The 21,166-nt window shown below is 65.4% G+C and carries 16 protein-coding genes; 8 read left to right on the top strand and 8 right to left on the bottom strand.

What is annotated here, in order from left to right; translation table 11 throughout:
* The first annotated feature begins 45 nt into the window (after positions 1 to 45).
* Positions 46 to 951, top strand: a complete 906-nt coding sequence (locus tag EPK82_RS16275) for a LysR family transcriptional regulator (protein WP_134677291.1) — start codon at positions 46 to 48, stop codon at positions 949 to 951.
* Between the two features lie 3 nt (positions 952 to 954).
* Here EPK82_RS16275 and EPK82_RS16270 read toward each other — a convergent pair whose 3' ends face one another.
* Entirely contained in the window at positions 955 to 2,109 is a 1,155-nt protein-coding gene (locus tag EPK82_RS16270; RefSeq protein ID WP_134677289.1) for an L-talarate/galactarate dehydratase, read from the bottom strand.
* Positions 2,110 to 2,418: 309 nt separating this feature from the next.
* On the opposite strand from EPK82_RS16270, the gene EPK82_RS16265 reads away from it, so the two are divergent.
* The 4 genes from EPK82_RS16265 (at position 2,419) to EPK82_RS16250 (ending at position 8,996) form a co-directional block, all read left to right on the top strand.
* On the top strand, positions 2,419 to 4,044 hold the full coding sequence (locus EPK82_RS16265; RefSeq protein WP_037047120.1) for a methyl-accepting chemotaxis protein: 1,626 nt from the start codon (positions 2,419 to 2,421) through the stop codon (positions 4,042 to 4,044).
* Between the two features lie 145 nt (positions 4,045 to 4,189).
* Positions 4,190 to 5,347 (top strand): efflux RND transporter periplasmic adaptor subunit, encoded by a 1,158-nt coding sequence (locus EPK82_RS16260; protein ID WP_047588743.1) that lies wholly within the window; start codon positions 4,190 to 4,192, stop codon positions 5,345 to 5,347.
* Positions 5,348 to 5,539: 192 nt separating this feature from the next.
* On the top strand, positions 5,540 to 8,599 hold the full coding sequence (locus EPK82_RS16255; protein ID WP_047588741.1) for a multidrug efflux RND transporter permease subunit: 3,060 nt from the start codon (positions 5,540 to 5,542) through the stop codon (positions 8,597 to 8,599).
* 169 nt (positions 8,600 to 8,768) lie between these two features.
* The gene (locus EPK82_RS16250; RefSeq protein WP_037047109.1) at positions 8,769 to 8,996 is read left to right on the top strand and encodes a PA4570 family protein; all 228 of its coding nucleotides are present in this window, start codon (positions 8,769 to 8,771) and stop codon (positions 8,994 to 8,996) included.
* A gap of 160 nt (positions 8,997 to 9,156) precedes the next feature.
* Here the strand turns inward: EPK82_RS16250 and EPK82_RS16245 are convergent, their stop codons facing one another.
* Complete coding sequence (locus tag EPK82_RS16245) at positions 9,157 to 9,786, bottom strand: FKBP-type peptidyl-prolyl cis-trans isomerase (protein WP_134677288.1); 630 nt, start codon at positions 9,784 to 9,786, stop codon at positions 9,157 to 9,159.
* 210 nt (positions 9,787 to 9,996) lie between these two features.
* Between EPK82_RS16245 and EPK82_RS16240 the strand changes: the two genes are divergently transcribed.
* The 3 genes from EPK82_RS16240 to EPK82_RS16230 all read left to right on the top strand — a co-directional run bounded on the left by EPK82_RS16240 (position 9,997) and on the right by EPK82_RS16230 (position 15,233).
* A complete protein-coding gene (locus EPK82_RS16240) occupies positions 9,997 to 12,486 on the top strand; it encodes an ATP-binding protein (protein WP_134677286.1) in 2,490 nt (829 codons plus the stop codon).
* Positions 12,476 to 13,546 carry an HD domain-containing phosphohydrolase gene (locus tag EPK82_RS16235; RefSeq protein WP_134677284.1) on the top strand — a complete coding sequence of 357 codons (1,071 nt, stop codon included), beginning with the start codon at positions 12,476 to 12,478 and terminating at the stop codon, positions 13,544 to 13,546. Before EPK82_RS16240 ends, EPK82_RS16235 begins: the two co-directional genes overlap by 11 nt.
* 61 nt (positions 13,547 to 13,607) lie before the next feature.
* Positions 13,608 to 15,233 (top strand): methyl-accepting chemotaxis protein, encoded by a 1,626-nt coding sequence (locus EPK82_RS16230; RefSeq protein WP_134677282.1) that lies wholly within the window; start codon positions 13,608 to 13,610, stop codon positions 15,231 to 15,233.
* Here the strand turns inward: EPK82_RS16230 and EPK82_RS16225 are convergent.
* From EPK82_RS16225 to EPK82_RS16200, 6 genes are all read right to left on the bottom strand, one after another.
* Positions 15,224 to 15,370, bottom strand: coding sequence for a DUF2256 domain-containing protein (locus EPK82_RS16225; protein ID WP_134677280.1), 147 nt, complete (start codon positions 15,368 to 15,370; stop codon positions 15,224 to 15,226). The two genes, EPK82_RS16230 and EPK82_RS16225, sit on opposite strands and share 10 nt — an antisense overlap.
* The gene (locus EPK82_RS16220; RefSeq protein WP_134677278.1) at positions 15,367 to 16,926 is read right to left on the bottom strand and encodes a cryptochrome/photolyase family protein; all 1,560 of its coding nucleotides are present in this window, start codon (positions 16,924 to 16,926) and stop codon (positions 15,367 to 15,369) included. The genes EPK82_RS16225 and EPK82_RS16220 overlap by 4 nt, the downstream gene beginning before the upstream one ends.
* Positions 16,923 to 17,225: a DUF6482 family protein gene (locus EPK82_RS16215; protein ID WP_037047088.1), complete on the bottom strand. Its 303-nt coding sequence runs from the start codon at positions 17,223 to 17,225 to the stop codon at positions 16,923 to 16,925. The genes EPK82_RS16220 and EPK82_RS16215 overlap by 4 nt, the downstream gene beginning before the upstream one ends.
* Positions 17,226 to 17,353: 128 nt before the next feature.
* Complete coding sequence (locus EPK82_RS16210; RefSeq protein WP_037047085.1) at positions 17,354 to 17,851, bottom strand: TIGR00645 family protein; 498 nt, start codon at positions 17,849 to 17,851, stop codon at positions 17,354 to 17,356.
* 128 nt (positions 17,852 to 17,979) lie between these two features.
* Positions 17,980 to 18,333, bottom strand: coding sequence for a PA4575 family protein (locus EPK82_RS16205; protein ID WP_037047082.1), 354 nt, complete (start codon positions 18,331 to 18,333; stop codon positions 17,980 to 17,982).
* A 164-nt stretch (positions 18,334 to 18,497) separates the two neighbouring features.
* The gene (locus EPK82_RS16200; protein WP_134677277.1) at positions 18,498 to 20,987 is read right to left on the bottom strand and encodes a Lon protease family protein; all 2,490 of its coding nucleotides are present in this window, start codon (positions 20,985 to 20,987) and stop codon (positions 18,498 to 18,500) included.
* Positions 20,988 to 21,166 lie beyond the last annotated feature (179 nt).

Raw genomic sequence — 21,166 nt, 5'->3', positions numbered from 1 at the left:
AGGTCTAATCTACTTAACCACTCCATTGATACCCGAATTAGATCAATGTTCGACCTGTCCCAGCTGCGCTGCTTCACCACCCTGGCGGCGGAACTGAACTTCCGCCGCGCTGCCGAACGCCTGCACATGACCCAACCACCGCTGAGCCGGCAGATCCAGCTGCTCGAGCATCAGCTCGGCGTCAGCCTGTTCACCCGCAGCACGCGCTCGGTGGCGCTGACGGCGGCTGGCCGGGCCTTCTTCGTCGAAGCCCAGGCCCTGCTCGACCAGGCCCACCGTGCGGCACAGAGCGCCCGCCTGGCGGCTATCGGCGAAAGCGGTTCGCTGAACATCAGCTTCGTCGCCAGTGCGGTCTACGACCTGCTGCCGCACGCCGTGAGTTGCGCCAGGCACGAGCGCCCCGGCGTGGAAATCGCCTTGCTGGAGATGAGCACCTTCGAGCAGGTGCAGGCCCTGCGCGCCCGCCGCGTCGACCTGGCCATCGTGCGGGCGCCCCTGCAACAGCCCGGCCTGAACAGCGAATGCCTGCTGCGCGAACCCTTCGTCCTGGCCGTGCCGGCCGACCATCCCCTGGCCCACGCACGACAACCGAAGGTGCAGATGCTGCATGAGCAGCCGTTCATTCTTTATGCCCATACCGCGTGGCAGCCGTTCAACGAACTGCATACCGGCCTGTTCCGGGCCAGCGGTATCCAGCCGCAGTTCGTCCAGTCGCTGGGCTCGACCCTGGCCATCCTGTCGCTGGTCAACGCTGGCATGGGGCTGGCACTGGTGCCGCGCAGCGCCAGCGCCATTCGCTTCGAACAGGTGCGTTTTCGCGACCTGGCGCTGCCCGCCGGAATCTGCGGCGAACTGCACCTGGCCTGGCGCGACGACAATGACAACCCCGCGCTGCCCGCCGTGCTCGAGGCCGTGCGCCAGGCGGCGCGCGACCTCCATCCGCAAACCTGAGTCTCAGGCGCGCTGGCCGACCTCGGCCTGCTGCACCGTCCAGCCCGCGACCTGCTCGCTGAGGCTCAGCCCCAGCCCCGGACGGCTCGGCACCCGCATGCGCCCGTCCTGAATCTCCAGGCGCTCGTTGAACAGCGGCTCCAGCCACTCGAAGTGCTCGACCCAGGGCTCGCGGACATGGGTGGCCGCCAGGTGCACGTGCAGTTCCATGGCGAAGTGCGGCGCCAGGCTCATGCCGGCCTGCTCGGCCAGCGTCTGTATGCGCAGGTAGGGGGTGATGCCGCCGACGCGCGGCGCATCGGGCATGAGGAAGTCAGCGCCACGCTGGCGGATGAACTCCCAGTGCTCGGCCGGGCTGGTGAGCATCTCGCCGGTGGCGATCGGCGTATCGAACTGACGCACCAGCTCGGCATGGCCTTCGGCGTCGTAGCAATCCAGCGGTTCCTCGATCCAGATCAGGTCGAAGGGTTCGAGGCGGCGGCACATGCGACGGGCCAGCGGCCGGTCCCACTGCTGGTTGGCATCGACCATCAGCGGGAAGCTCTCGCCCAGGTGCTCGCGCACCGTGCTGACGCGGTGGATGTCCAGCGCCCAGTCGGGCTGGCCGACCTTGAGCTTGATGCCGCCGATGCCCTTCTCGCGGGAGAGCTCGGTGTTCTTCAGCAACTGCTCGAGCGGCGTATGCAGGAAGCCGCCGGAGGTGTTGTAGCAGCGCACCGAGTCACGCTGAGCGCCCAGCAGACGCGCCAGCGACAGGCCGGCGCGACGCGCCTTGAGGTCCCACAGGGCAACGTCGAAGGCGCCGATGGCCTGCGTCGCCAGCCCGCTGCGGCCGACCGAGGCGCCGGCCCAGCAGAGTTTGTCCCAGAGCCTGGCGATATCACTGGGATTCTCGCCGATCAGGTTCGGCGCCACTTCCAGGGCGTGGGCGAACTGGCCGGGACCACCGGCGCGCTTGGAGTAGCTGAAACCCAAGCCGCGATGACCGTCACGGGTTTCGATCTCGGCGATCAGGATGGCGATCTCGGTCATCGGCTTCTGCCGTCCGGTGAGCACCTTGGCATCGCTGATCGGGTTGGCCAGCGGCAGCGCCACGGAGCGCAGGTTCAGCCAGGTGATGCGGTCGTCGTCGGCATGTGGAATGGAGCGTTCGGTCATTGCGTGTTCCTCGTGCTGGACCCCGGCGCCCCGGATGGGCCGCCAGAAAATGGGCAACCCGAGCCAGATTATGATGATTGCGCAATCATTCAAGCACCCGTCAGAGCAGCTCCTGACGGCCTGCTCTGATCCGGGTCGACGCAACAATCCGATGAAAGCAAAGTGCCATCTCAAAATGACCTGTCTATACTCCAGCCATCGGCCTCCCTCAGGCCGGTACGACGCCAGGAGAGAGGGATATCCATAAGACTGACATCTGCGACCGTCAGGCTGGCAAACCCCAACGCTAGACCTCCGAGGCATGCCACCATGTTTCTGCAAAAATCTCTGCGCGCGCAGATTCTCGCCCTGCTCGGCGGCAGCCTGGCGCTGATCCTCATCACTGCCCTGGCCTGTTTCAGCTTTCTCTCCAACGGCATTCATTCCTACCGTGGCCTGCTCGATGGCCCGGTGGAGTCCTCGCGCCTGATCGACTCCGCCAACGTCGAGTTCAAGATCCAGGTGCAGGAATGGAAGAACGTGCTCCTGCGTGGTCAGGACAGCGCCAACCTGCAACGCTACTGGAGCCAGTTCGAAGAACAGGAGCGCAAGGTGCAGGACATCCTCGGCAAACTGGTTCAGGTAGCCGCTGCCGACCCGGCCCTGAAACAGCAGGTCGAACGCCTGCGCAGCGAGCACCAGGCACTCGGCGCCAACTACCGCAAGGGCCGTGATGCCTTCGTCGCTGCCGGTGCCGACGCCAAGGCCGGCGACGCGGCGGTCAAGGGCATCGACCGCGATGCCAGCGACCAGATGACCGCGCTGGTCGAGCAACTGCGGCAGAACAGCCTGAGCCAGGCCGAACAGATCAACAGCAGCGCCACTCGCACCATTCTCAGCGGCACCATCGTGATGCTCGGCGCCGCCCTGGTCATCGCGGTGTTCAGCCTGTGGCTGGTGAACCGCAACCTGATCATCCCCATTCGCCATCTGATCGGTCACGTCGACCAGCTCAGCCACGGCCAGTTCGGACAACGTGTGGAGAGCACCCGCCAGGACGAACTGGGCCTGCTCGCACGTGCCGCCAACAAGTTGCGTGATTTCCTCGCCAGCACCACTGAGCGCCTGCACCACAGCACGCAGAACCTCGACAACGCCAGCAGCGAGTTGAACGCCATCGCCTCGCGCATGACCGAAGGCGTCAGCGAGCAGTTCGAGCGCACCGATCAGGTCGCCACGGCGATGCACGAGATGTCCGCTACCGCGCAGGAGGTGGCCCGCCACGCTGCCGACGCCGCCCATGCGGCCAACGATGCCGACGACTCCGCACGCCAGGGCGGCGCGGTGATGCAATCGACCATCGCCACCATCACCGACATCCGTGGCGAAATCGCCAGTACCGCCGAGGTGATCCGCCGCCTGGAGAACGACAGCGGCCGTATCGGCAAGGTGCTCGAAGTGATCCGTGGGATTGCCGAACAGACCAACCTGCTGGCCCTCAACGCCGCCATCGAGGCCGCCCGTGCCGGCGAGCAGGGTCGCGGCTTCGCGGTGGTCGCCGACGAGGTGCGTCACCTGGCCCAGCGCACGGCCGAGTCCACGGCGGAGATCAACCAGATCATCGACACCGTGCAGACCGGGGCGCTGAATGCGGTGCGCGCCATCGAGAGCGGCCAGCAGCGCAGCGAACAGGGGGTGACCCAGGTCACCGAGGCCGGTGCCATGCTGCAGCGCATCACCGACGCGGTGGAGGCAATCCGTGACATGAACCATCAGATCGCCACCGCCGCCGAGGAGCAGACCTCGGTGGCCGAGGACATCTCGCGCAACCTCACCGAGCTGACCGCCATCGCCAGCGCCAACCAGGACAACGTCGAGCGCACGCAGATGGCCAGTCACAACCTGCGCGAAATGTCCGGGGAACTGGGCGACGTCACCCGCCGCCTGGGCTCCTGAGCCCTTCCCGCGTGCCGGCGCAGGGATGCGTCGGCCAACTGCTCGAGCAAACTTGACGAGACGCTTTGACAGCGGCGGTATCTGGCACTAAGGTCCCCTTCTTGCCTATTCCCAGGCCTCCCCCTGCTCGCCAAGGAAACGGAATATGTTGCTCCGTCGCATGCTCATCATGCTCGGCGTCGTACTGCTCGTGGTACTCGCCCTCGCCGCCTACAAAGGCTTCTCCATCTACCAGCAGATCCAGATGTTCTCGGCCCCGCAGCCGGCCATCAGCGTGTCCGCAGCGCATGCCGAAGAGCAGCCGTGGCAAGGCCGCCTGCCCGCCATCGGCACCCTCAAGGCATTCCAGGGCGTCGACCTTGCCGCAGAAGTGGAAGGCATCGTGCGCGACGTGATGTTCGAGTCCGGGCAGAAAGTGACCCAGGGCCAGCCGCTGATCCAGCTCGACAGCGAAGTGGAGCGCGCCAGCCTGGCCACCGCCGAGGCCGAACGCAGCCTGGCGCAGGTCGAGTTCGAGCGCGGACGCAGCCTGGTCAGCCGGCAGAACATCTCCAAGAGCGAGTTCGACCGCCTGTCCTCGACCCTGCAGAAGGCCAGCGCCAGCGTCGCCCAGTTCAAGGCGCAGCTGGAGAAGAAGCGCATCAGTGCGCCATTCGCCGGCACCATCGGCATCCGTCAGGTCGACACCGGCGACTACCTCTCGCCAGGCGCCACCATCGCCACCCTGCAGGATCTGTCACGCCTGCATGTCGACTTCTTCCTCCCGGAGCAGCGTGCGCCGCAGCTGCAGGTCGGTCAGCCGGTCAAGCTGAGCGTCGCCGCCTATCCGGGGCAGTCCTTCGACGGTCGCATCAGCGCGATCAACCCCAAGGTGGAGAACGAGACGCGCAACCTGCAGGTGCGTGCCACGCTGAACAACCCGGACGAGAAACTGCTGCCGGGCATGTTCGCCAACCTGGAAGTGCTGCTGCCGGATGACCAGCCGCGCGTCGTGGTCCCGGAAACCGCCATCACCTACACCCTGTACGGCAACTCGGTGTACGTCATCGCCGAGAAGAAGGGCGAGGACGGCGAACCGGTCAAGGATGCCGACGGCACCACGCAACTGGCCGTCGAACGCCGCTTCGTCGAGACCGGCGAGCGCCGTGACGGTCGCGTGGTGGTCAGCAAGGGCCTGCAGGCCGGCGAGCAGGTGGTCACCTCCGGCCAGCTCAAGCTGGACAACGGTGCCCACGTGGCCATCGTCGACGACCAGGCGCAGCAGCTCGGGACAGACGAGCCGGCTGACGCCACCGCGCAGTGACTTCGTCTCCGTTGTAATGCTGTTCGATTGAGCGTGCGTCGCACCGGGCCCCTCCGCGGAGGGACCCGGCGAGGGGAACCGGGTAGCGCCACGATGCTCCCGCACCCCGGCCCCGCCCCCAAACGGGGAGCGGCGCAGAACGTGCGCAACTGTTGATAGACAGGCCGCCGCGGGGCGGCCAAGGAAACCCTTATGGCTTTTACCGATCCCTTCATCCGCCGCCCGGTGCTGGCCACCGTGGTCAGCCTGCTGATCGTCCTGCTCGGTTTCCAGGCGTTCAGCAAGCTGGTCATCCGCCAGTACCCGCAGATGGAGAATGCCCTGATCACGGTGACCACCTCCTACCCCGGAGCCAACGCCGAGACCATCCAGGGCTACATCACCCAGCCCCTGCAGCAGAGCCTGGCCAGCGCCGAAGGCATCGACTACATGACCTCGTCGAGCCAGCAGAACCTGTCCACGATCTCCATCTACGCGCGTATCGGCGCCAACAGCGACCGCCTGTTCACCGAACTGCTGGCCAAGGCCAACGAGGTGAAGAACCAGCTGCCGCAGGATGCCGAGGACCCGGTGCTGTCGAAGGAGGCCGCCGACGCCTCGGCGCTGATGTACGTCAGCTTCTACAGCGACGAGCTGTCCAACCCGCAGATCACCGACTACCTGTCGCGCGTGATCCAGCCCAAGCTGGCCACCCTGCCCGGCATGGCCGAGGCGCAGATCCTCGGCAACCAGGTATTCGCCATGCGCCTGTGGCTGGACCCGGTGAAGATGGCCGCCTATGGCGTTACCGCCGGCGACCTCAACAGCGCGGTGCGCAAGTACAACTTCCTCTCCGCCGCCGGCGAGGTGAAGGGCCAGTACGTGGTCACCAGCATCAACGCCAGCACCGACCTGAAGTCGGTCGACGCCTTCGGTGCCATCCCGGTGAAGACGGTTGGCGACACCCGCGTGCTGGTGCGTGACATCGCCCGCGTGGAGATGGGCGCGGCCAACTACGACTCGATCAGCTCCTTCGATGGCATCCCCTCGGTGTACATCGCCATCAAGGGCACCCCCAGCGCCAACCCGCTGGACGTGATCAAGGAAGTGCGCAAGGCCCTGCCCGAGCTGGAAGCGCAGCTACCGCCGAACCTCAAGGTGGCCATCGCCTACGACGCCACCCAGTTCATCCAGGCCTCCATCGACGAAGTGGTGAAGACCCTGGCCGAGGCCGTGCTGATCGTCATCGTCGTGGTGTTCCTGTTCCTCGGCGCCTTCCGTTCGGTCCTGATCCCGGTGGTGACCATTCCGCTGTCGATGATCGGCGTGCTGTTCTTCATGCAGCTGATGGGCTACTCCATCAACCTGCTCACCCTGCTGGCCATGGTGCTGGCCATCGGCCTGGTGGTGGACGACGCCATCGTCGTGGTGGAGAACATCCACCGCCACATCGAGGAAGGCAAGACCCCCTTCGATGCCGCCATCGAGGGCGCCCGCGAGATCGCCGTGCCGGTGATCTCGATGACCATCACCCTGGCCGCCGTGTATGCGCCGATCGGCTTCCTCGAAGGCCTGACGGGGGCGCTGTTCAAGGAATTCGCCCTGACCCTGGCCGGTGCGGTGATCATCTCCGGCATCGTCGCCCTGACCCTGTCGCCGATGATGTGCGCCAAGCTGCTGCGCCACGAGGAAAACCCCTCGGGCCTGGCCCATCGCCTGGACATGATCTTCGACAAGCTCAAGCAGCGTTACCAGAAGATGCTGCACGGCACCCTCAACACCCGTCCGGTGGTGGTGGTGTTCGGCCTGATCGTCATGGCGCTGATCCCGGTGCTGCTCAGCTTCACCCAGAGCGAACTGGCGCCCGAGGAAGATCAGGGCATCGTGTTCCTCTTCGCCAACGCACCGCAGCCGACCAACCTCGACTACGTCAACGCCTACACCAACCAGTTCGTGGAGATCTTCAAGACCTTCCCCGAGTACTACTCGTCGTTCCAGATCAACGGCTTCGACGGTGTGCAGTCGGGCATCGGCGGCTTCCTGCTGACGCCCTGGGACGAGCGCGACCGCACGCAGATGGAGATTCTTCCCGAGGTGCAGGCCAAGCTGAACCATATCCCCGGCCTGCAGATCTTCGGTTTCAACCTGCCGTCGCTGCCAGGTACCGGTGAAGGCCTGCCGTTCCAGTTCGTGATCAACACGCCGAACGACTACGAGTCGCTGCTGCAGGTGGCCGAGCGGGTCAAGGCGCGTGCGCAGGAGTCGGGCAAGTTCGCCTTCCTCAACATCGACCTGGCCTTCGACAAGCCGGAGATCGTGGTCGACATCGACCGCGAGAAGGCCGCGCAGATGGGCGTGTCCATGGAGGACCTCGGCAGCACCCTGGCCAGCCTGCTCGGCGAAGGCGAGATCAACCGCTTCACCATCGACGGTCGCAGCTACAAGGTGATCGCCCAGGTCGAGCGCGCCTACCGCGAGAATCCGGGCTGGCTGGACAACTACTACGTGCGCAGCGAGAGCGGCAGCATGGTCCCGCTGGGTACGCTGATCACCCTCAGCGATCGCGCCCGACCGACCAAGCTCAAGCAGTTCCAGCAGCTCAACTCGGCAATCATCGAGGGCGTGGCCATCGTCAGCCAGGGCGATGCCATCGACACCATCACCGCCATCGCCCGGGAAGAAGCGCCACGCGGCTACAGCTTCGACTACGCCGGTGCCTCGCGTCAGTACATCCAGGAAGGCAGCGCGCTGTTCGTCACCTTCGCCCTGGCGCTGGCGATCATCTTCCTGGTGCTGGCGGCGCAGTTCGAGAGCTTCCGTGACCCGCTGGTGATTCTGGTGACCGTGCCGCTGTCGATCTGCGGCGCGCTGATCCCGATCTTCCTCGGTTTCTCGACGATGAACATCTACACCCAGGTGGGCCTGGTGACGCTGATCGGCCTGATCAGCAAGCACGGCATCCTCATCGTCGAGTTCGCCAACCAGCTGCGCCACGAGAAGGGCCTGCCCCTGCGCGAGGCCATCGAGGAGGCCGCGGCGATCCGCCTGCGCCCGGTCCTGATGACCACCGCCGCGATGGTGTTCGGCATGCTGCCGCTGATCTTCGCCACCGGTGCCGGTGCGGTGAGCCGCTTCGACATCGGCCTGGTGATCGCCACCGGCATGAGCGTCGGCACCCTGTTCACCCTGTTCGTCCTGCCCTGCGTCTACAGCCTGCTGGCCAAGCCGGACGCGCAGCCACAGGCGCAGGCCGAGGCCTCGCCCGCTCACTGATCGCCCGTGGGAGGGCTCTGGCGGCGCCTGTCGCGGCCAGAGCCTTCCCGTCGCCCCCCTGCCAGCCAGCGGCTGATTCACCCAACCGACAGAAGGTCGCAATTAATCCTTGCTATTTGCGTAATAGGAATTATTCTCAGTTGCGTAAAGACGGCCAAGGAGAACTGCCATGACCTACCTGATCGATGCCTGGCTGGATCGGCCACATCCCTACCTGCGTATCCTCAACCGCCAGACCGGCGAAGTCTGCGCCGTGCTGGAAGAAGATGCGCTGGACGAGCTGCGTGACCAGGGTGACCTGGACCTGCATGAACTGAGTTCGAGCGAGCCCATCGTGCTCAAGGAGCTGGTGCGCAGCCTGTTCCTGTTCTGCTATGCCAGGGCCTTGCGACCCTGAGCGACACGTCGAGCGCCAGCCCTGGCGCCAAAACGCAAACGGGGCGCCCTGTCACCAGGGCGCCCCGTTTCGTTGCAGCCGCGCAGGATGGGCGACGCTTCACCCTTGCACCGTGATCACGATGCAAGGGTAACGCCAGTGACCCGCCTGCGGATGGCGCTTACAGGATGTCGAGCAGCTCGACGTCGAACACCAGCACGCTGTGCGGCGGGATGCTGCCAACGCCCTGGGCGCCATAGGCCAGCTCGCTCGGCACGTGCAGGCGCCACTTGCTGCCGGTACCCATCAGTTGCAGGGCCTCGACCCAGCCCGGAATCACGCCGCCCACCGGGAATTCAGCCGGCTGGCCACGCTCGTAGGAGCTGTCGAACACGGTGCCGTCGATCAGCGTGCCGTGGTAATGGGTACGCACCTGGTCCTCGGCCGACGGCTTGGCGCCCTCGCCCGCCACCAGCACTTCGTACTGCAGGCCGGACGGCAATACGGTCACGCCGTCACGCTTGGCATTTTCGGTCAGGTAGGCACGGCCTTCGCCAGCAGCCGCTTCGGCCTTGGCAGCGGCTTCGGCCTGCATGATCTCGCGGATGACCTTGAAGCTGGCCCCCAGCTCGGCCTCGGAAACGCGACTGGCCTGGCCGGAGAAGGCATCGGTCAGACCGGCGAGGATGGCGTGCAGGTCGACGCCCGGCGGCGGGTTGTCGCGCAGCTGACCACCGAGTTGACGACCGATGCCGTAACTGACGCGGCCCTCGTCGGAGGACAGATCGGGGCTGAAGGTGAATTCGGACATGAAAAGGCTCCGCTTGGGGCTACAAAAAGGTCGGCCAGCCTAGCACAGAACAGGATTCGACCGGACGCCGCGCCAACCTGCCGAATGCAAATGGCCAGCTCGCCCTCGGTGCCACGCATTTGCTACTACCTTTAGCTAAGCCTCACTTAAGAAAAGGATAGATATCATATTGATATCATTCGTTCGCTTCCCCGCGCAGGAGAGTGCGTCATGCAAGATAGCTCTCGCGTCAGTCTTCGGACATGGATATGGCGTGCTTTCGCTCAAACGGCCCTGATCCCGCTGATCCTGGTGGAAACCGTACTCATCAGCGTCTATCTGATCAGCAACGTCTCCATTCGTGATGCGCAGATGTCCCACCTGCGCGAGACCGCACTCAACGACCTGCAAAGCGCGGCCGAACAGGAAGCCCATCTGTTCGAAAGCGAACTGGGCCATATCTCGCGGCTGACATCCACCTACGCGGCGCTGACCCAGCAGACCCTGCACGACCAGCGACCTGTCGCCCCGGCCGAACTGGCCGTCACGTCCAGTGGCGTGCGCTACAGCGCCGAGGATGACGGCGGCTCGGCGTCCTTCTACTCCAACGTCACGCCGCTGCAGCAGCAGGACCTGAGCAAGGTCGCCCGGCTCGCCCAGCTCGACCCGCTGATGCGCGAAACGGTGCGGCAGAATCCGCTGGTCGCCAGCATCTACTTCAACAGCTGGGACAGCTACAACCGCATCTACCCCTGGTTCGACACGTCGCAGCAGTACCCTCACGACATGGTCATCCCGGACTTCAACTTCTATTACCTGGCGGACGCCGCGCACAACCCCGAGCGCAAGGTCGAGCTGACCGACATCTATCTCGACCCGGCAGGCCAGGGCTGGATGCTCTCCGCCATCGCCCCGGTGTTTCGGGGCGACTTCCTCGAGGGAGTGGTCGGCCTGGACGTCACCGTGAGCAAGCTGCTCGAACATATCCAGGGCCTGGACGTGCCCTGGGGCGGCTACGCAGTGATCGTCAGCAACGAGATGAACATCATGGCCTTGCCTCCGGCCGGTGAAACGGACTTTGGCCTCAGCGAGCTGACCACGCATTCCTACGATGACGCCATCAGCTCGGAGCTGTTCAAGCCGGAAGATTTCAACCTGCTGAAGCGCACCGACACCATGGCCCTGGCGAAACGCATCGGCGAGCGCAGCAATGGCGTCCTCGCCATGTCGCTTGATGGCCAGCCCAAGCTGGTGGCCTGGGCCAGTATTCCGGCGACGGGCTGGCACCTGCTGGCGATCGTCGACGAGAGCGTGGTGTTCAGCCAGACCAATGCCCTGGCCAGCCACTACCGCGACATCGGCTACCTGCTGATCGCCGGCCTGGTGCTGTTCTACTTGGTGTTCTTCGCCTTCATGTGGGGCCGCGCCCGCAAGCTGACCGAGCGGCTGCGCCAGCCCATCGGCGGCATCGTCACCATGCTCCGTGAAATAGGCCAGGGCAACTGGAAGCCGAAGCGCCCGGCGACCACCATCGCCGAGCTGGAAACCATCATCGACGACGTCGAATCCATGGGCCAGCAACTGGAGCGCAATGCCACCCAGCTGCAGCGCGCCACCCATGAAGCGCAGGAGGCCAGCCTGGCCAAGAGCCAGTTCATCTCCAGCATGAGCCATGAGCTGCGCACCCCGCTCAATGCCATTCAGGGCTTCGCCCAGCTGATGCGCATGCAACAGGCACCGCAAGACGTCCAGGAGACCGACTACCTGGAAGAGATTCTGCTGGCCAGCCGTCACCTCAACCAGCTGGTCGGGGACATTCTCGACTGGTCCAGCCTGCAGAGCGATCAACCGCGCCTGGAGTTGCGGAAGGTCGACGCCGTCGAGCTGATGCACGAGTGCGCGGACCTGGTCGCCCCGGAAGTCGAAGCACGCGGCCTGAGCCTGCAGGTGTCACTGCCGAGCGAGCCCCTGCCGGTGCTGGCCGATCAGCGGCGCCTGCGCCAGGTGCTGTTGAACCTGCTCTCCAATGCGATCAAGTACACCCCCGCCGGAAGCATCACCCTGAGCTGCCAGGCCCGGGATGAACAGGTCCGACTGATGGTCAGCGACACCGGCATGGGCATCGCCAGCGAGCTGCAACCGCTGCTGTTCGAACCGTTCCAGCGCCTCGGTCAGGAGAACGGCGCCATCCAGGGCACCGGAATCGGCCTCTCGCTGTGCAAGGAGTACGCCGCCCTGATGAACGGCGAGATGGGCCTGGAAAGCCAGCCCGAGCAGGGCAGCCGCTTCTGGATCAGCCTGCCCCGCTACAGGGAGTCCGAGCGCAGCGCCACGGAGCTGCCGCGCAAGGCCAGGGCCCGCGTCTATCACGGCGACCTGGATGAGCGTAACCGCGAACTCGTCAGCCTGGCGCTGTCGGACTCCGACCTGCTGCAGTTCGACGATGGCCGCGAACTGCTGACGGCATTGCGCGCCCAGCGCCCCGACGTGCTGCTGTTGAGCGTGGACATGCACGGCCTGGACGGGCGCGAACTGCTGCGCACGCTGCACCAGAGCCCCGAGCTGGCAGACCTGCCAGTCGTGCTGCTGAGCCGTGAGGACCAGCTCGAGGAGCTGGTGGGGCTCGGCATCAGTGCCCTGCTCGCCGTACCCATCGACCCCAACGAGCTTTACCAGCTGGTCCGAGACCTGACTGGCCAGGAGGCACCGCATGCTCTCTAAGGACTTCCAGCAATCACGGGTGGTCATCGTCGACGATGTGGTCGCCAACAGCCGCCTGCTCGAATCCAGCCTGAAGGCCTTCGGCCTGCGCGACACCATCAGCTTCTCGGACTCCGCCGCTGCGCTGGAATGGCTGCGGCACAACCCCTGGAGCCTGCTGCTGCTCGACCTGGACATGCCCGCCCCCAACGGCTTCGATATCCTGCGCGCCTTGTCCGGCCGCGACCGCAGCACCAATCCGATCATCATCATCACCGCCCTCAGCGACGCGGCCAGCCGGCGTACCGGCCTGGAGCTGGGCGCCAACGACTACCTGAGCAAGCCGGTCGACCTGCCCGAGATGATCCTGCGCGTGCACAACAGCCTGCAGATGAACCAGGCGACCCTGGCCCTGCACGAAGCCAACCGCACCCTGGAACAACGCGTGCGCGAGCGCACCGCGCAACTGAGCCAGAGCTACGGCGCGGTGGTGCGTACCCTGTCGCGCGCAGCGGCCTACCGTGACAACGAGACCGGCAACCACATCATGCGCATCGGCGAGTCCGCCGCGCTGATCGCCCAGGCCCACGGCATGGACCCGCACTGGGTCGAGCTGATCCGCCAGGCGGCACCCATGCACGACGTCGGCAAGATCGGCATAGCCGACGAGATCCTGCTCAAGCCCGGCAGGCTCAACGATGACGAACGGCAGCTGATGCAGCAGCACCCGCAGATCGGCCACGCCATTCTTTCCGACCAGCACGCCTCGGAACTGACCGCCCTGGCAGCGGAGATCGCCCTGAGCCACCACGAGAAATGGGACGGCAGCGGCTATCCTGAAGGTCTGAAAGGCGAGGCGATACCACTCTCCGGGCGCATCGTCGCCATCTGCGACGTCTACGACGCCCTGCGCATGGCGCGCCCCTACAAGGCTCCCTGGCCACGGGAGAAGGCGCAGGCCTTCATCCGCGAACAGTCGGGCAAGCACTTCGACCCGGCCCTGGTCGCCATCGTCGAGGGGCTGTACGAGCAGATAGAGGCCCTGCAGCAGGACCTCAGCGACGCGCCACAGGCGAAATGACCTTCGCGGACCAGGCCAGGCAAGGCCTGGCCACCGCCATCACAACTCGGGTACCGCCAGCATGAACTTCAGATCCATCTCCATCGCCCCACGCGCCGCAATAGGGTTTGGCTTGATTGCGTTACTGGTGTTCGCGCTGGGGGGCTTCGCCCTGCAGCAGATGCGCAGCATGCATGCCCACTCCAGCGAGGTCGAGGACAACTGGATACCCAGCCTCAATACCCTCGGCGACGTCACCCAGGACGTCCTGCGCCTGCGTGCACTGACCCTGCGCATGGCGTTGAGCGAAGACGCCCAGCAGTTGCAGGCGAGCATGCCGCTGGCCGACGAGTTGCTCGCCGACCTGGAGCAGGCCCAGCAACGCTACGAAACGCTGATCAGCTCGAGCGAGGAGCGCGCCCAGTTCGATCGCTTCAAGGCCGCGGAAGCCAGTTATCTCGCCCTGCGCAAGCAACTCGTCGAGGACCTGCGCCAAGGTGACCGGCAGAAGGCTCACAGCGTGCTTGGCGGCAGTTTCAACGAGCAGTCCGACGCCATGGTCGCTGCCCTCAACGCCCTGATCGCGCTGAACCGCCAGGGCGCGTCAGCGGCGGCACAATCCTCCGGCGCCGTGTACAGCCATGCCCTGCGCGGCACCGTGCTGGCCATGGCCCTGGCGGCCATCGCCACGGCGATCCTCGCGACGCTGCTGACGCGCAGCATCGTCAGGCCGTTGGCCGAGGCCGTGCAGGTGGCCGACTCGGTGGCGGGCGGCAATCTGACCCTGAGCTTCGACACCCGGGGCAACGACGAACCGGCCAGGCTGCTGCTGGCCCTGAAGAGCATGCAAGGCAACCTGCGCGGCACCATCGAACAGATCGCCGATGCCTCCGACCAGCTGGCCTCCGCCGCCGAACAACTCAGCGCCGTGACCGAGAACACGGCGCTCAACCTGCACCAGCAGAGCCAGGAGATCGACCAGGCCGCCACGGCCGTCACCGAGATGAGCACGGCGGTGGACGAGGTGGCGCGCAACGCCGCCAGTGCCTCGGCAAGCGCCAACGCGTCGGGCCAGGTCGCCCAGCAGGGCAGCGAACGCATCGCCCAGACGCTGTCGTCGATCAGCCAGCTGGCCAGCAATGTGGATGGCACCTCGAGCGACTTCGGTGAACTGGCCGACAAGATTCGCGGCATCAGCAAGGTGCTGGATGTGATTCGCGGCATCGCCGAACAGACCAACCTGCTCGCCCTCAACGCCGCCATCGAGGCCGCGCGTGCCGGTGAGGCGGGCCGTGGCTTCGCCGTGGTCGCCGACGAGGTCCGCGCGCTGGCGCACAAGACCGGCCAGTCGACGCGGGAAATCGAAACCATGATCGGCACCGTGCAGAACGATACCGAGCGTGCGCTGCATGCCATGGAGTCGAGCAACGGCCTGGCCCAGCACACTCTCGATATCGCCCAGGGCGCCGGCAGCGCGCTGCAGCAGATCATCCAGTCGATCGCCGAGATCGGCGAGCGCAGCCTGGTGATCGCCAGCGCGACCGAAGAGCAGGCCCACGTCGCCCGCGAGGTGGACCGCAACCTGGTCAACATCCGCGACCTGTCGCTGCAGAACTCGGCCGGCTCGGAGCAGACCAGCACCGCCAGCCGCGCCCTGTCGAACCTGGCGGCCGACATGCAGGGCATGGTCGCGCGTTTTCAGGTCTGAACCGCAGAGCGGCGTACACGGCGGCAGCGCTCGGAGCAGTAGCGCACCTCGTCCCAGCAGCGCGCCCACTTCTTGCGCCAGGTGAAGGGCAGGCCGCAGCACGCGCACATCTTCACCGGCAGCTCGCCCTTCTTCACAGCATTTCTCCGGCATCCAGCCGCGCCAGCAGGCGTTCCCCCCAGTCCCAGAGCGCCTGTTGCCGGGCGTCGTCCATGCGCGCCAGGTTACGGTAGACCATGCCCATTCGCGGGTTGCGCTGCAGGGGGTCGCGGTGACGCATGAGGAAGTGCCAGTACAGCGCATTGAACGGACAGGCCGACTCACCGGTGCTCTCGCTCACCTTGTAACTGCAACCCTGGCAGTGATCGGACATGCGCTTGATGTACTGACCACTGGCGCAGTAGGGCTTGGAGCCGAGGTAGCCGCCATCGGCGTGCATCACCATGCCCAGGGTATTGGGCAACTCGACCCAGTCGAAGGCGTCCATGTACACCGCCAGGTACCAGTCACAGATGGCCTTGGGCGCGATGCCGGCGAGCAGGGCGAAGTTGCCGGTGAGCATCAGCCGCTGGATGTGGTGTGCATAGGCGTGCCGCAGGGTCTGGCCGATCGCCTGACGCATGCAGTTCATGCGCGTCTCGCCGGTCCAGTAGAACGCCGGCAACGCACGCGAGTTGCCGAATGCATTGCCTTCGGCATAGTCGGGCATGCGCAGCCAGTAGATGCCGCGCACGTACTCGCGCCAGCCGATCAGCTGGCGAATGAAGCCCTCGGCCGCGTTCAGCGGCACATCCCCTGCGCGGTAGGCCGCCTCGACCTCGGCGCAGATCCGTCGCAGGTCGAGCAGGCCGATGTTCAATGCGGCACTGATGCGCGAGTGAAAGAGAAACGGCTGGTCGTCGGCCATGGCGTCCTGGTAATCGCCGAAGTCGGCGAGGCCCCGGACGAGGAAGTGCTGCCAGAGACGCTCGGCCTGTTCTGCCGTCACCGGATAGTCGAAGCCGTCCAGGCTGCCGTAATGGTCGGGGAAGCGCTGCGCCACCAGCGCCAGCACCTCACGGCTGATGGCGTCCGGCTCGATCCGTAACGGCGCGGGCGGCTGCACCTCGCGCGGCAACGCCTTGCGGTTGTCTGCGTCGAAGTTCCAGGCGCCGCCCTCGGGCGTGCCGTCGGGGTTGAGCAGCAGGCCATTGCGGCGACGCATCTCACGGTAGAAGTACTCCATGCGCAGCTGCTTGCGTCCCTGCGCCCAGTCGGCGAAGGCCTCCCGGCTGCAGAGAAAGCGCGAGTCGACATGCCAGTGGATCGGCACGCCGCAGTGGCGCAGCGCCTGCTCCAGGCGCCAGTCGCCGCATTCGGTCAGGTGCACTTCGGCAGGATCGAGCTGCTGCGTCCAGCGCAGCAGTTCGCCCGGCAGCGAGCCACTGTTGTCCACATCGTCCAGGGCCACGTAGTGCACCTGCAGCCCCTGCTCGCGCAACTGCTCGGCGAAATGGCGCATGGCGCTGAAGATCAGGGCGATCTTCTGCGGGTGGTGCGGCACATGGCTGGCCTCCTCCATCACCTCGGCCAGCAGCAGGTGATCGCGCTGCGGGTCGATGTCCTGCAACGCACCGAGGCCCGGCGTCAGCTGGTCCCCCAGGATCAGCACCAGCCGGCGCACACCCGGCGCGCGCGTGAACGAGGCAGTCACCAACTGGAACGGAAGGCGATGGGCACGCGCAGGCTGTTGTCAGCCGACGGCATGCCGCACATCTCGTCGTGCACCGAACTGTGCACCAGGAAGAAGGGCAGCGCCGGCATTTCCTGCAGGACGTCCCGTGCGTGTTCGACCGAGCGCAGGTTCAGCGTGCTGCCGCGCGGGTCGAGAATCGGATGGCTGCGGCCGTCCATCTGCGCTTCGAGCAGATAGATACCGCCTTCCAGGGAAATCAGGTTCAGTTCATCGATACGCCCGGCCTGGGCGTGGATAGACAGGTCATGCAGATTCATCAGGTCGGCCTCCTGGTTAAACTATACAAGAACCTATACAAAATTGATTCTTGTACAACACAGGAAAAACTCAAACCTGAAAAGCAGACCGCCCGTCATGTTCGGACGGGCGGTCGGTGGCGTGCGAGTCAGTCGTGCTTGGGCTTGGTCAGCTTGTCCAGATAGCCCATGGCGAAGGCGGATGCGACGAACGTCATGTGAATGATCACGTACCACTTCAGCTTCTCGTTCTCGATCTGCTGGGCATCCATGAACATGCGCAACAGGTGAATCGAGGAGATCGCCACGATGGAGGCGGCAACCTTCATCTTCAGCGAGCTGGAGTCCATCTTGCCCAGCCAGTCGAGTTTCTCCTTGCCTTCATCGATGTCCAGCTGCGAGACGAAGTTCTCGTAGCCGGAGATCATCACCATCACCAGCAGGCCGCCGACCAGCGCCATGTCGATCAGCGACAGCAGCACCAGGATGAGCTCCGACTCGCTCTTCTCGAACACGTGCGGAAGGATGTGGAAGATTTCCTGGAAGAACTTCAGCGACAGGGCCAGCAGCGCGAGCGACAGGCCGAAGTAGATAGGCGCCAGCAACCAGCGCGAGGCATACATCGCGTTTTCGAGTAAGCGTTCCATGTGTGGCTCACAGAAGGAAAAGAAAAACGGCGGCGAGTATAACCAGCAGCCGGCCGCAGCAGAAGCATCGGTGAAATTGTGGATAACCCTCTGGACCGGGGCCTGGCAGCCCTGGGGGGCGCTGCCGCTCAGCTCTGCCCGTCGGTCTCGGGATGACGCTGGAAGGCCCCTGGCAGGCTGTAGCGCTCACCGTTGACGCGACGCAGCTCGGCCTGCAGGTGCACGCGCCAGATCGGCGGTTCGCTGCACTCGACATATCCCTGCACGAACAGACTCTCGGCGATCGCCTCGAGCACGTCCTCGGCGACGAAAGGCCCATGGAACGGGCCCTGGGCCCGGATCGCAGAAGGTTGCGCCCCCGACATCCCGGCAGCGCAGAGCAACGTCCAACGTCCGTTGTCTCCTGCCAGTGGTCTGATGATGCATTCGATGCGGGTCACCAGGCCCAGGCATTGGCGGGTAAGGCAGAGGCTGCGCGACATGACGACGACCCTCGCAGAATCCAGACCTCAGCCTACACCCCGAACGCTTGCACTGTGAAGCCAAAGTTATTCACGCAATCTATGGATAACTCTGTGCATGACGGGTGAGCAAGATGCCTGGGGCAGCTACCTCAGGCGATCCGGGACAGTCGTGCAAGATTCGATCAGCTGGCGCCGCCCTCCTCGCCCTTCTTGCGTCGGGGTGCCTTGGCCGGTTTGGCGGCCTCGGCCTTGGCCTTCTCGACCTTGGTTTTCTCGGCCTCGACCGGCTTGCTCTCTTCTTCCAGGCCGATCTCGGCGATATCGCGCAGACGCTCGACCACCCGGGCGTTGACGCTGCCCTTGGGGAAACGGCCCTTCTCGTCGGGGTGCCCGGCCGGCTCGCCGACCAGCAGGCTCAGGGCCTCGTCGACATGGCGCACGGCGTAGACGTTGAACTGGCCGGCGCGCACCGCCTGCAGCACGCGCTCGTCGAGCATCAGGTTGGCGACGTTGGAATGCGGGATGATCACCCCCTGCTCGCCCGTCAGGCCACGCGCCTCGCAGAGCCGGAAGAAGCCCTCGATCTTCTCGTTGACCCCGCCGACCGCCTGCACTTCGCCGAACTGGTTGATCGAACCGGTGATGGCGAAGCACTGCTTGAGCGGCGTGCGCGACAGCGCGGAGATCAGCGTGCACACCTCGCCCAGCGAAGCGCTGTCACCATCGACGTAGCCATAGGACTGCTCCAGGGCGATGCTCGCGGAAATCTCCAGCGGGAATTCCTGGGCATAGCGACTGCCGAGGAAGCCGGTGAGGATCATCACCCCCTTGGAGTGGATCGACTGGCCGAGGCTCACCTCGCGTTCGATATCGACGATGCCACTGCCGCCGGGATAGACGGTGGCGGAAATACGCGCCGGCACGCCGAAGTCCGAGTCGCCGACGGCCAGCACGGTAAGGCCGTTGCACTTGCCCACGGCAGCGCCACTGGTGTCGATGAGGATGATACCGGCCAGCATGTCATCGATGATCCGCGCCGAGACCCGGCCGGTGCGGGTCGCCTTGGCCTTCAGCGCGCGCTCGATATGGCCGACCTCGGTGATGCTTTCACCGGCCAGCTGACGGATGAAGTCGGCCTCGCTGACCAGCTGGAACAGATCGCCGATCCGCGCCGACAGGCGCCCCTGGTGCTCGGCCAGACGCGCACTGTAGGTGGCCAGGCGTGCCACGGCCGCGCCGGTGAGCGGCGCCATGCCCTCTTCCGAGGTGCGGGTCTTCATCAACTGGGCGAACTGCTCCAGGCTGTCCTCGGCCAGCGGGATGTCCTCGTCGAAGTCGACCAGCACGCGGAACATCTCCTGGAAGTCCGGATCGTGATCCTGCAGCGCGTAATAGAGCTGGCGCGAGCCGATGATCACCACCTTGAGCTGCAGCGGGATGACCTGCGGGTTGAGGGTCACGGTGGCAATGCGGCCCAGGTCGCCCAGCGGCGACTCCATCTTCAGCTGGCGCGAATGCAAGGCACGCTTCAACGCCTCCCAGACGAAGGGCTCGCCGAGCAGCTTCTCCGCCTCGACCACCAGGTAGCCGCCGTTGGCCCGGTGCAGGGCGCCGGGACGCAGCTGCCGGTAGCTGGTGTACAGCGCCCCCTGGTCGGAGCTGTATTCGATACGGCCGAACAGGTTGTCGTAGGTCGGGTGCGACTCGAACACCACCGGCGCGCCGCCATTGGCGTGATGGCCGACCACCAGGCTCGGGCAGTACATCTCCTCCAGCAGCTTGCGCAGCTGCGGGTCGGCCTTGTCCACATCCACCAGCTGCTCGACCGCGGTCTTCAGCAGGTTGACCTGCATGGCCTGCAGGTAGGCGCAGACACCGGCGTTCTCCGCGTACTTCTCCGACAGCGGCGCCAGCAGCGGCTGCAGGGCCACGGTGATGGTCTCTTCGTTGAGCTGGCGCAGCAGGTTGCTCGATTCGCGCTTCCATTGCGGCAGGCTCGCCAGTTCTTCGTTCAGGCGCTCTTCCAGCTCGGCGATATCGGCATGGAAGCGCTCGCGGTCGGCCTCCGGCAACTGGGCGAACTCGGCTTCGTCCAGCGCCTTGCCGTCCGCCATCGGGGTGAAGGCGATGTTGCTGCTGTCGCGGTACAGCGCCACGCCCTTCTCCAGCGCCAGACGTTCGATCACGTCCAGCGCCTGGTCGTAGCGCTTGTTGAAGCCACGGTCGATGGCGCTCTTCTTCTGCTGGTAGGTCGGCGTCTCGAACACCGCCGGGAAGGTGGCCAGCAGGTTGTCGATCAGCTGATTGATATCGGCGATGAAATCGCCGGCAGTGCCGGCAGGCAGCTCCAGGGCGCGCGGTTCGCGTGGCTCGTCGAAGTGGTTGACGTAGACGCGGTCGGCCGGGGTGTCCATGCGCTTGGCTTCCGCCTTGAGGTAGCGCTGGACGAAGGAGAAGCGCCCGGTACCCGGCTCGCCCATGACGAACACGTTGTAGCCCGGGCGCGGCATGGCCACGCCGAACTGCAGGGCCTCGACCGCGCGCGCCTGGCCCAGCACGCCGCGGAAGGGTTCGAGATCATCGGTACTGTCGAAATTGAACTGCTCGGGGGCGAAGGGGCGGGTCAGTGATTCGGGGGCAAGGCGCAAAGCATCGAGGCTACGCTTGGACATTGGCGATCCTTATAGCGGGCGGAGTCTTCCGCAAAACATGGGGTGATTCTGGGCCTGTGGCGCGAAGAGGATCAAGGCTTGATTCAAGGCAATGCGCAAAAACGGTGCTGCGATAAGCTGCCACGCATTGCCCCACCAAGCCTGCACCATCGACAGGCAGCCCCACCACAAGGAACCTT

The organism is Ectopseudomonas khazarica (genome assembly GCF_004521985.1).
GTDB classification, from domain to species: domain Bacteria; phylum Pseudomonadota; class Gammaproteobacteria; order Pseudomonadales; family Pseudomonadaceae; genus Aquipseudomonas; species Aquipseudomonas khazarica.
This window is presented reverse-complemented; position numbering and strand designations above follow the sequence as displayed.

What these genes read in the sequence shown, in the direction of transcription:
- EPK82_RS16275 (WP_134677291.1), top strand. Translation starts at nt 46, where the DNA reads ATGTTCGACCTGTCCCAGCTGCGCTGCTTCACCACCCTGGCGGCGGAA.
- EPK82_RS16270 (WP_134677289.1), bottom strand. Translation starts at nt 2,109, where the DNA reads ATGACCGAACGCTCCATTCCACATGCCGACGACGACCGCATCACCTGG.
- EPK82_RS16265 (WP_037047120.1), top strand. Translation starts at nt 2,419, where the DNA reads ATGTTTCTGCAAAAATCTCTGCGCGCGCAGATTCTCGCCCTGCTCGGC.
- EPK82_RS16260 (WP_047588743.1), top strand. Translation starts at nt 4,190, where the DNA reads ATGTTGCTCCGTCGCATGCTCATCATGCTCGGCGTCGTACTGCTCGTG.
- EPK82_RS16255 (WP_047588741.1), top strand. Translation starts at nt 5,540, where the DNA reads ATGGCTTTTACCGATCCCTTCATCCGCCGCCCGGTGCTGGCCACCGTG.
- EPK82_RS16250 (WP_037047109.1), top strand. Translation starts at nt 8,769, where the DNA reads ATGACCTACCTGATCGATGCCTGGCTGGATCGGCCACATCCCTACCTG.
- EPK82_RS16245 (WP_134677288.1), bottom strand. Translation starts at nt 9,786, where the DNA reads ATGTCCGAATTCACCTTCAGCCCCGATCTGTCCTCCGACGAGGGCCGC.
- EPK82_RS16240 (WP_134677286.1), top strand. Translation starts at nt 9,997, where the DNA reads ATGCAAGATAGCTCTCGCGTCAGTCTTCGGACATGGATATGGCGTGCT.
- EPK82_RS16235 (WP_134677284.1), top strand. Translation starts at nt 12,476, where the DNA reads ATGCTCTCTAAGGACTTCCAGCAATCACGGGTGGTCATCGTCGACGAT.
- EPK82_RS16230 (WP_134677282.1), top strand. Translation starts at nt 13,608, where the DNA reads ATGAACTTCAGATCCATCTCCATCGCCCCACGCGCCGCAATAGGGTTT.
- EPK82_RS16215 (WP_037047088.1), bottom strand. Translation starts at nt 17,225, where the DNA reads ATGAATCTGCATGACCTGTCTATCCACGCCCAGGCCGGGCGTATCGAT.
- EPK82_RS16210 (WP_037047085.1), bottom strand. Translation starts at nt 17,851, where the DNA reads ATGGAACGCTTACTCGAAAACGCGATGTATGCCTCGCGCTGGTTGCTG.
- EPK82_RS16205 (WP_037047082.1), bottom strand. Translation starts at nt 18,333, where the DNA reads ATGTCGCGCAGCCTCTGCCTTACCCGCCAATGCCTGGGCCTGGTGACC.
- EPK82_RS16200 (WP_134677277.1), bottom strand. Translation starts at nt 20,987, where the DNA reads ATGTCCAAGCGTAGCCTCGATGCTTTGCGCCTTGCCCCCGAATCACTG.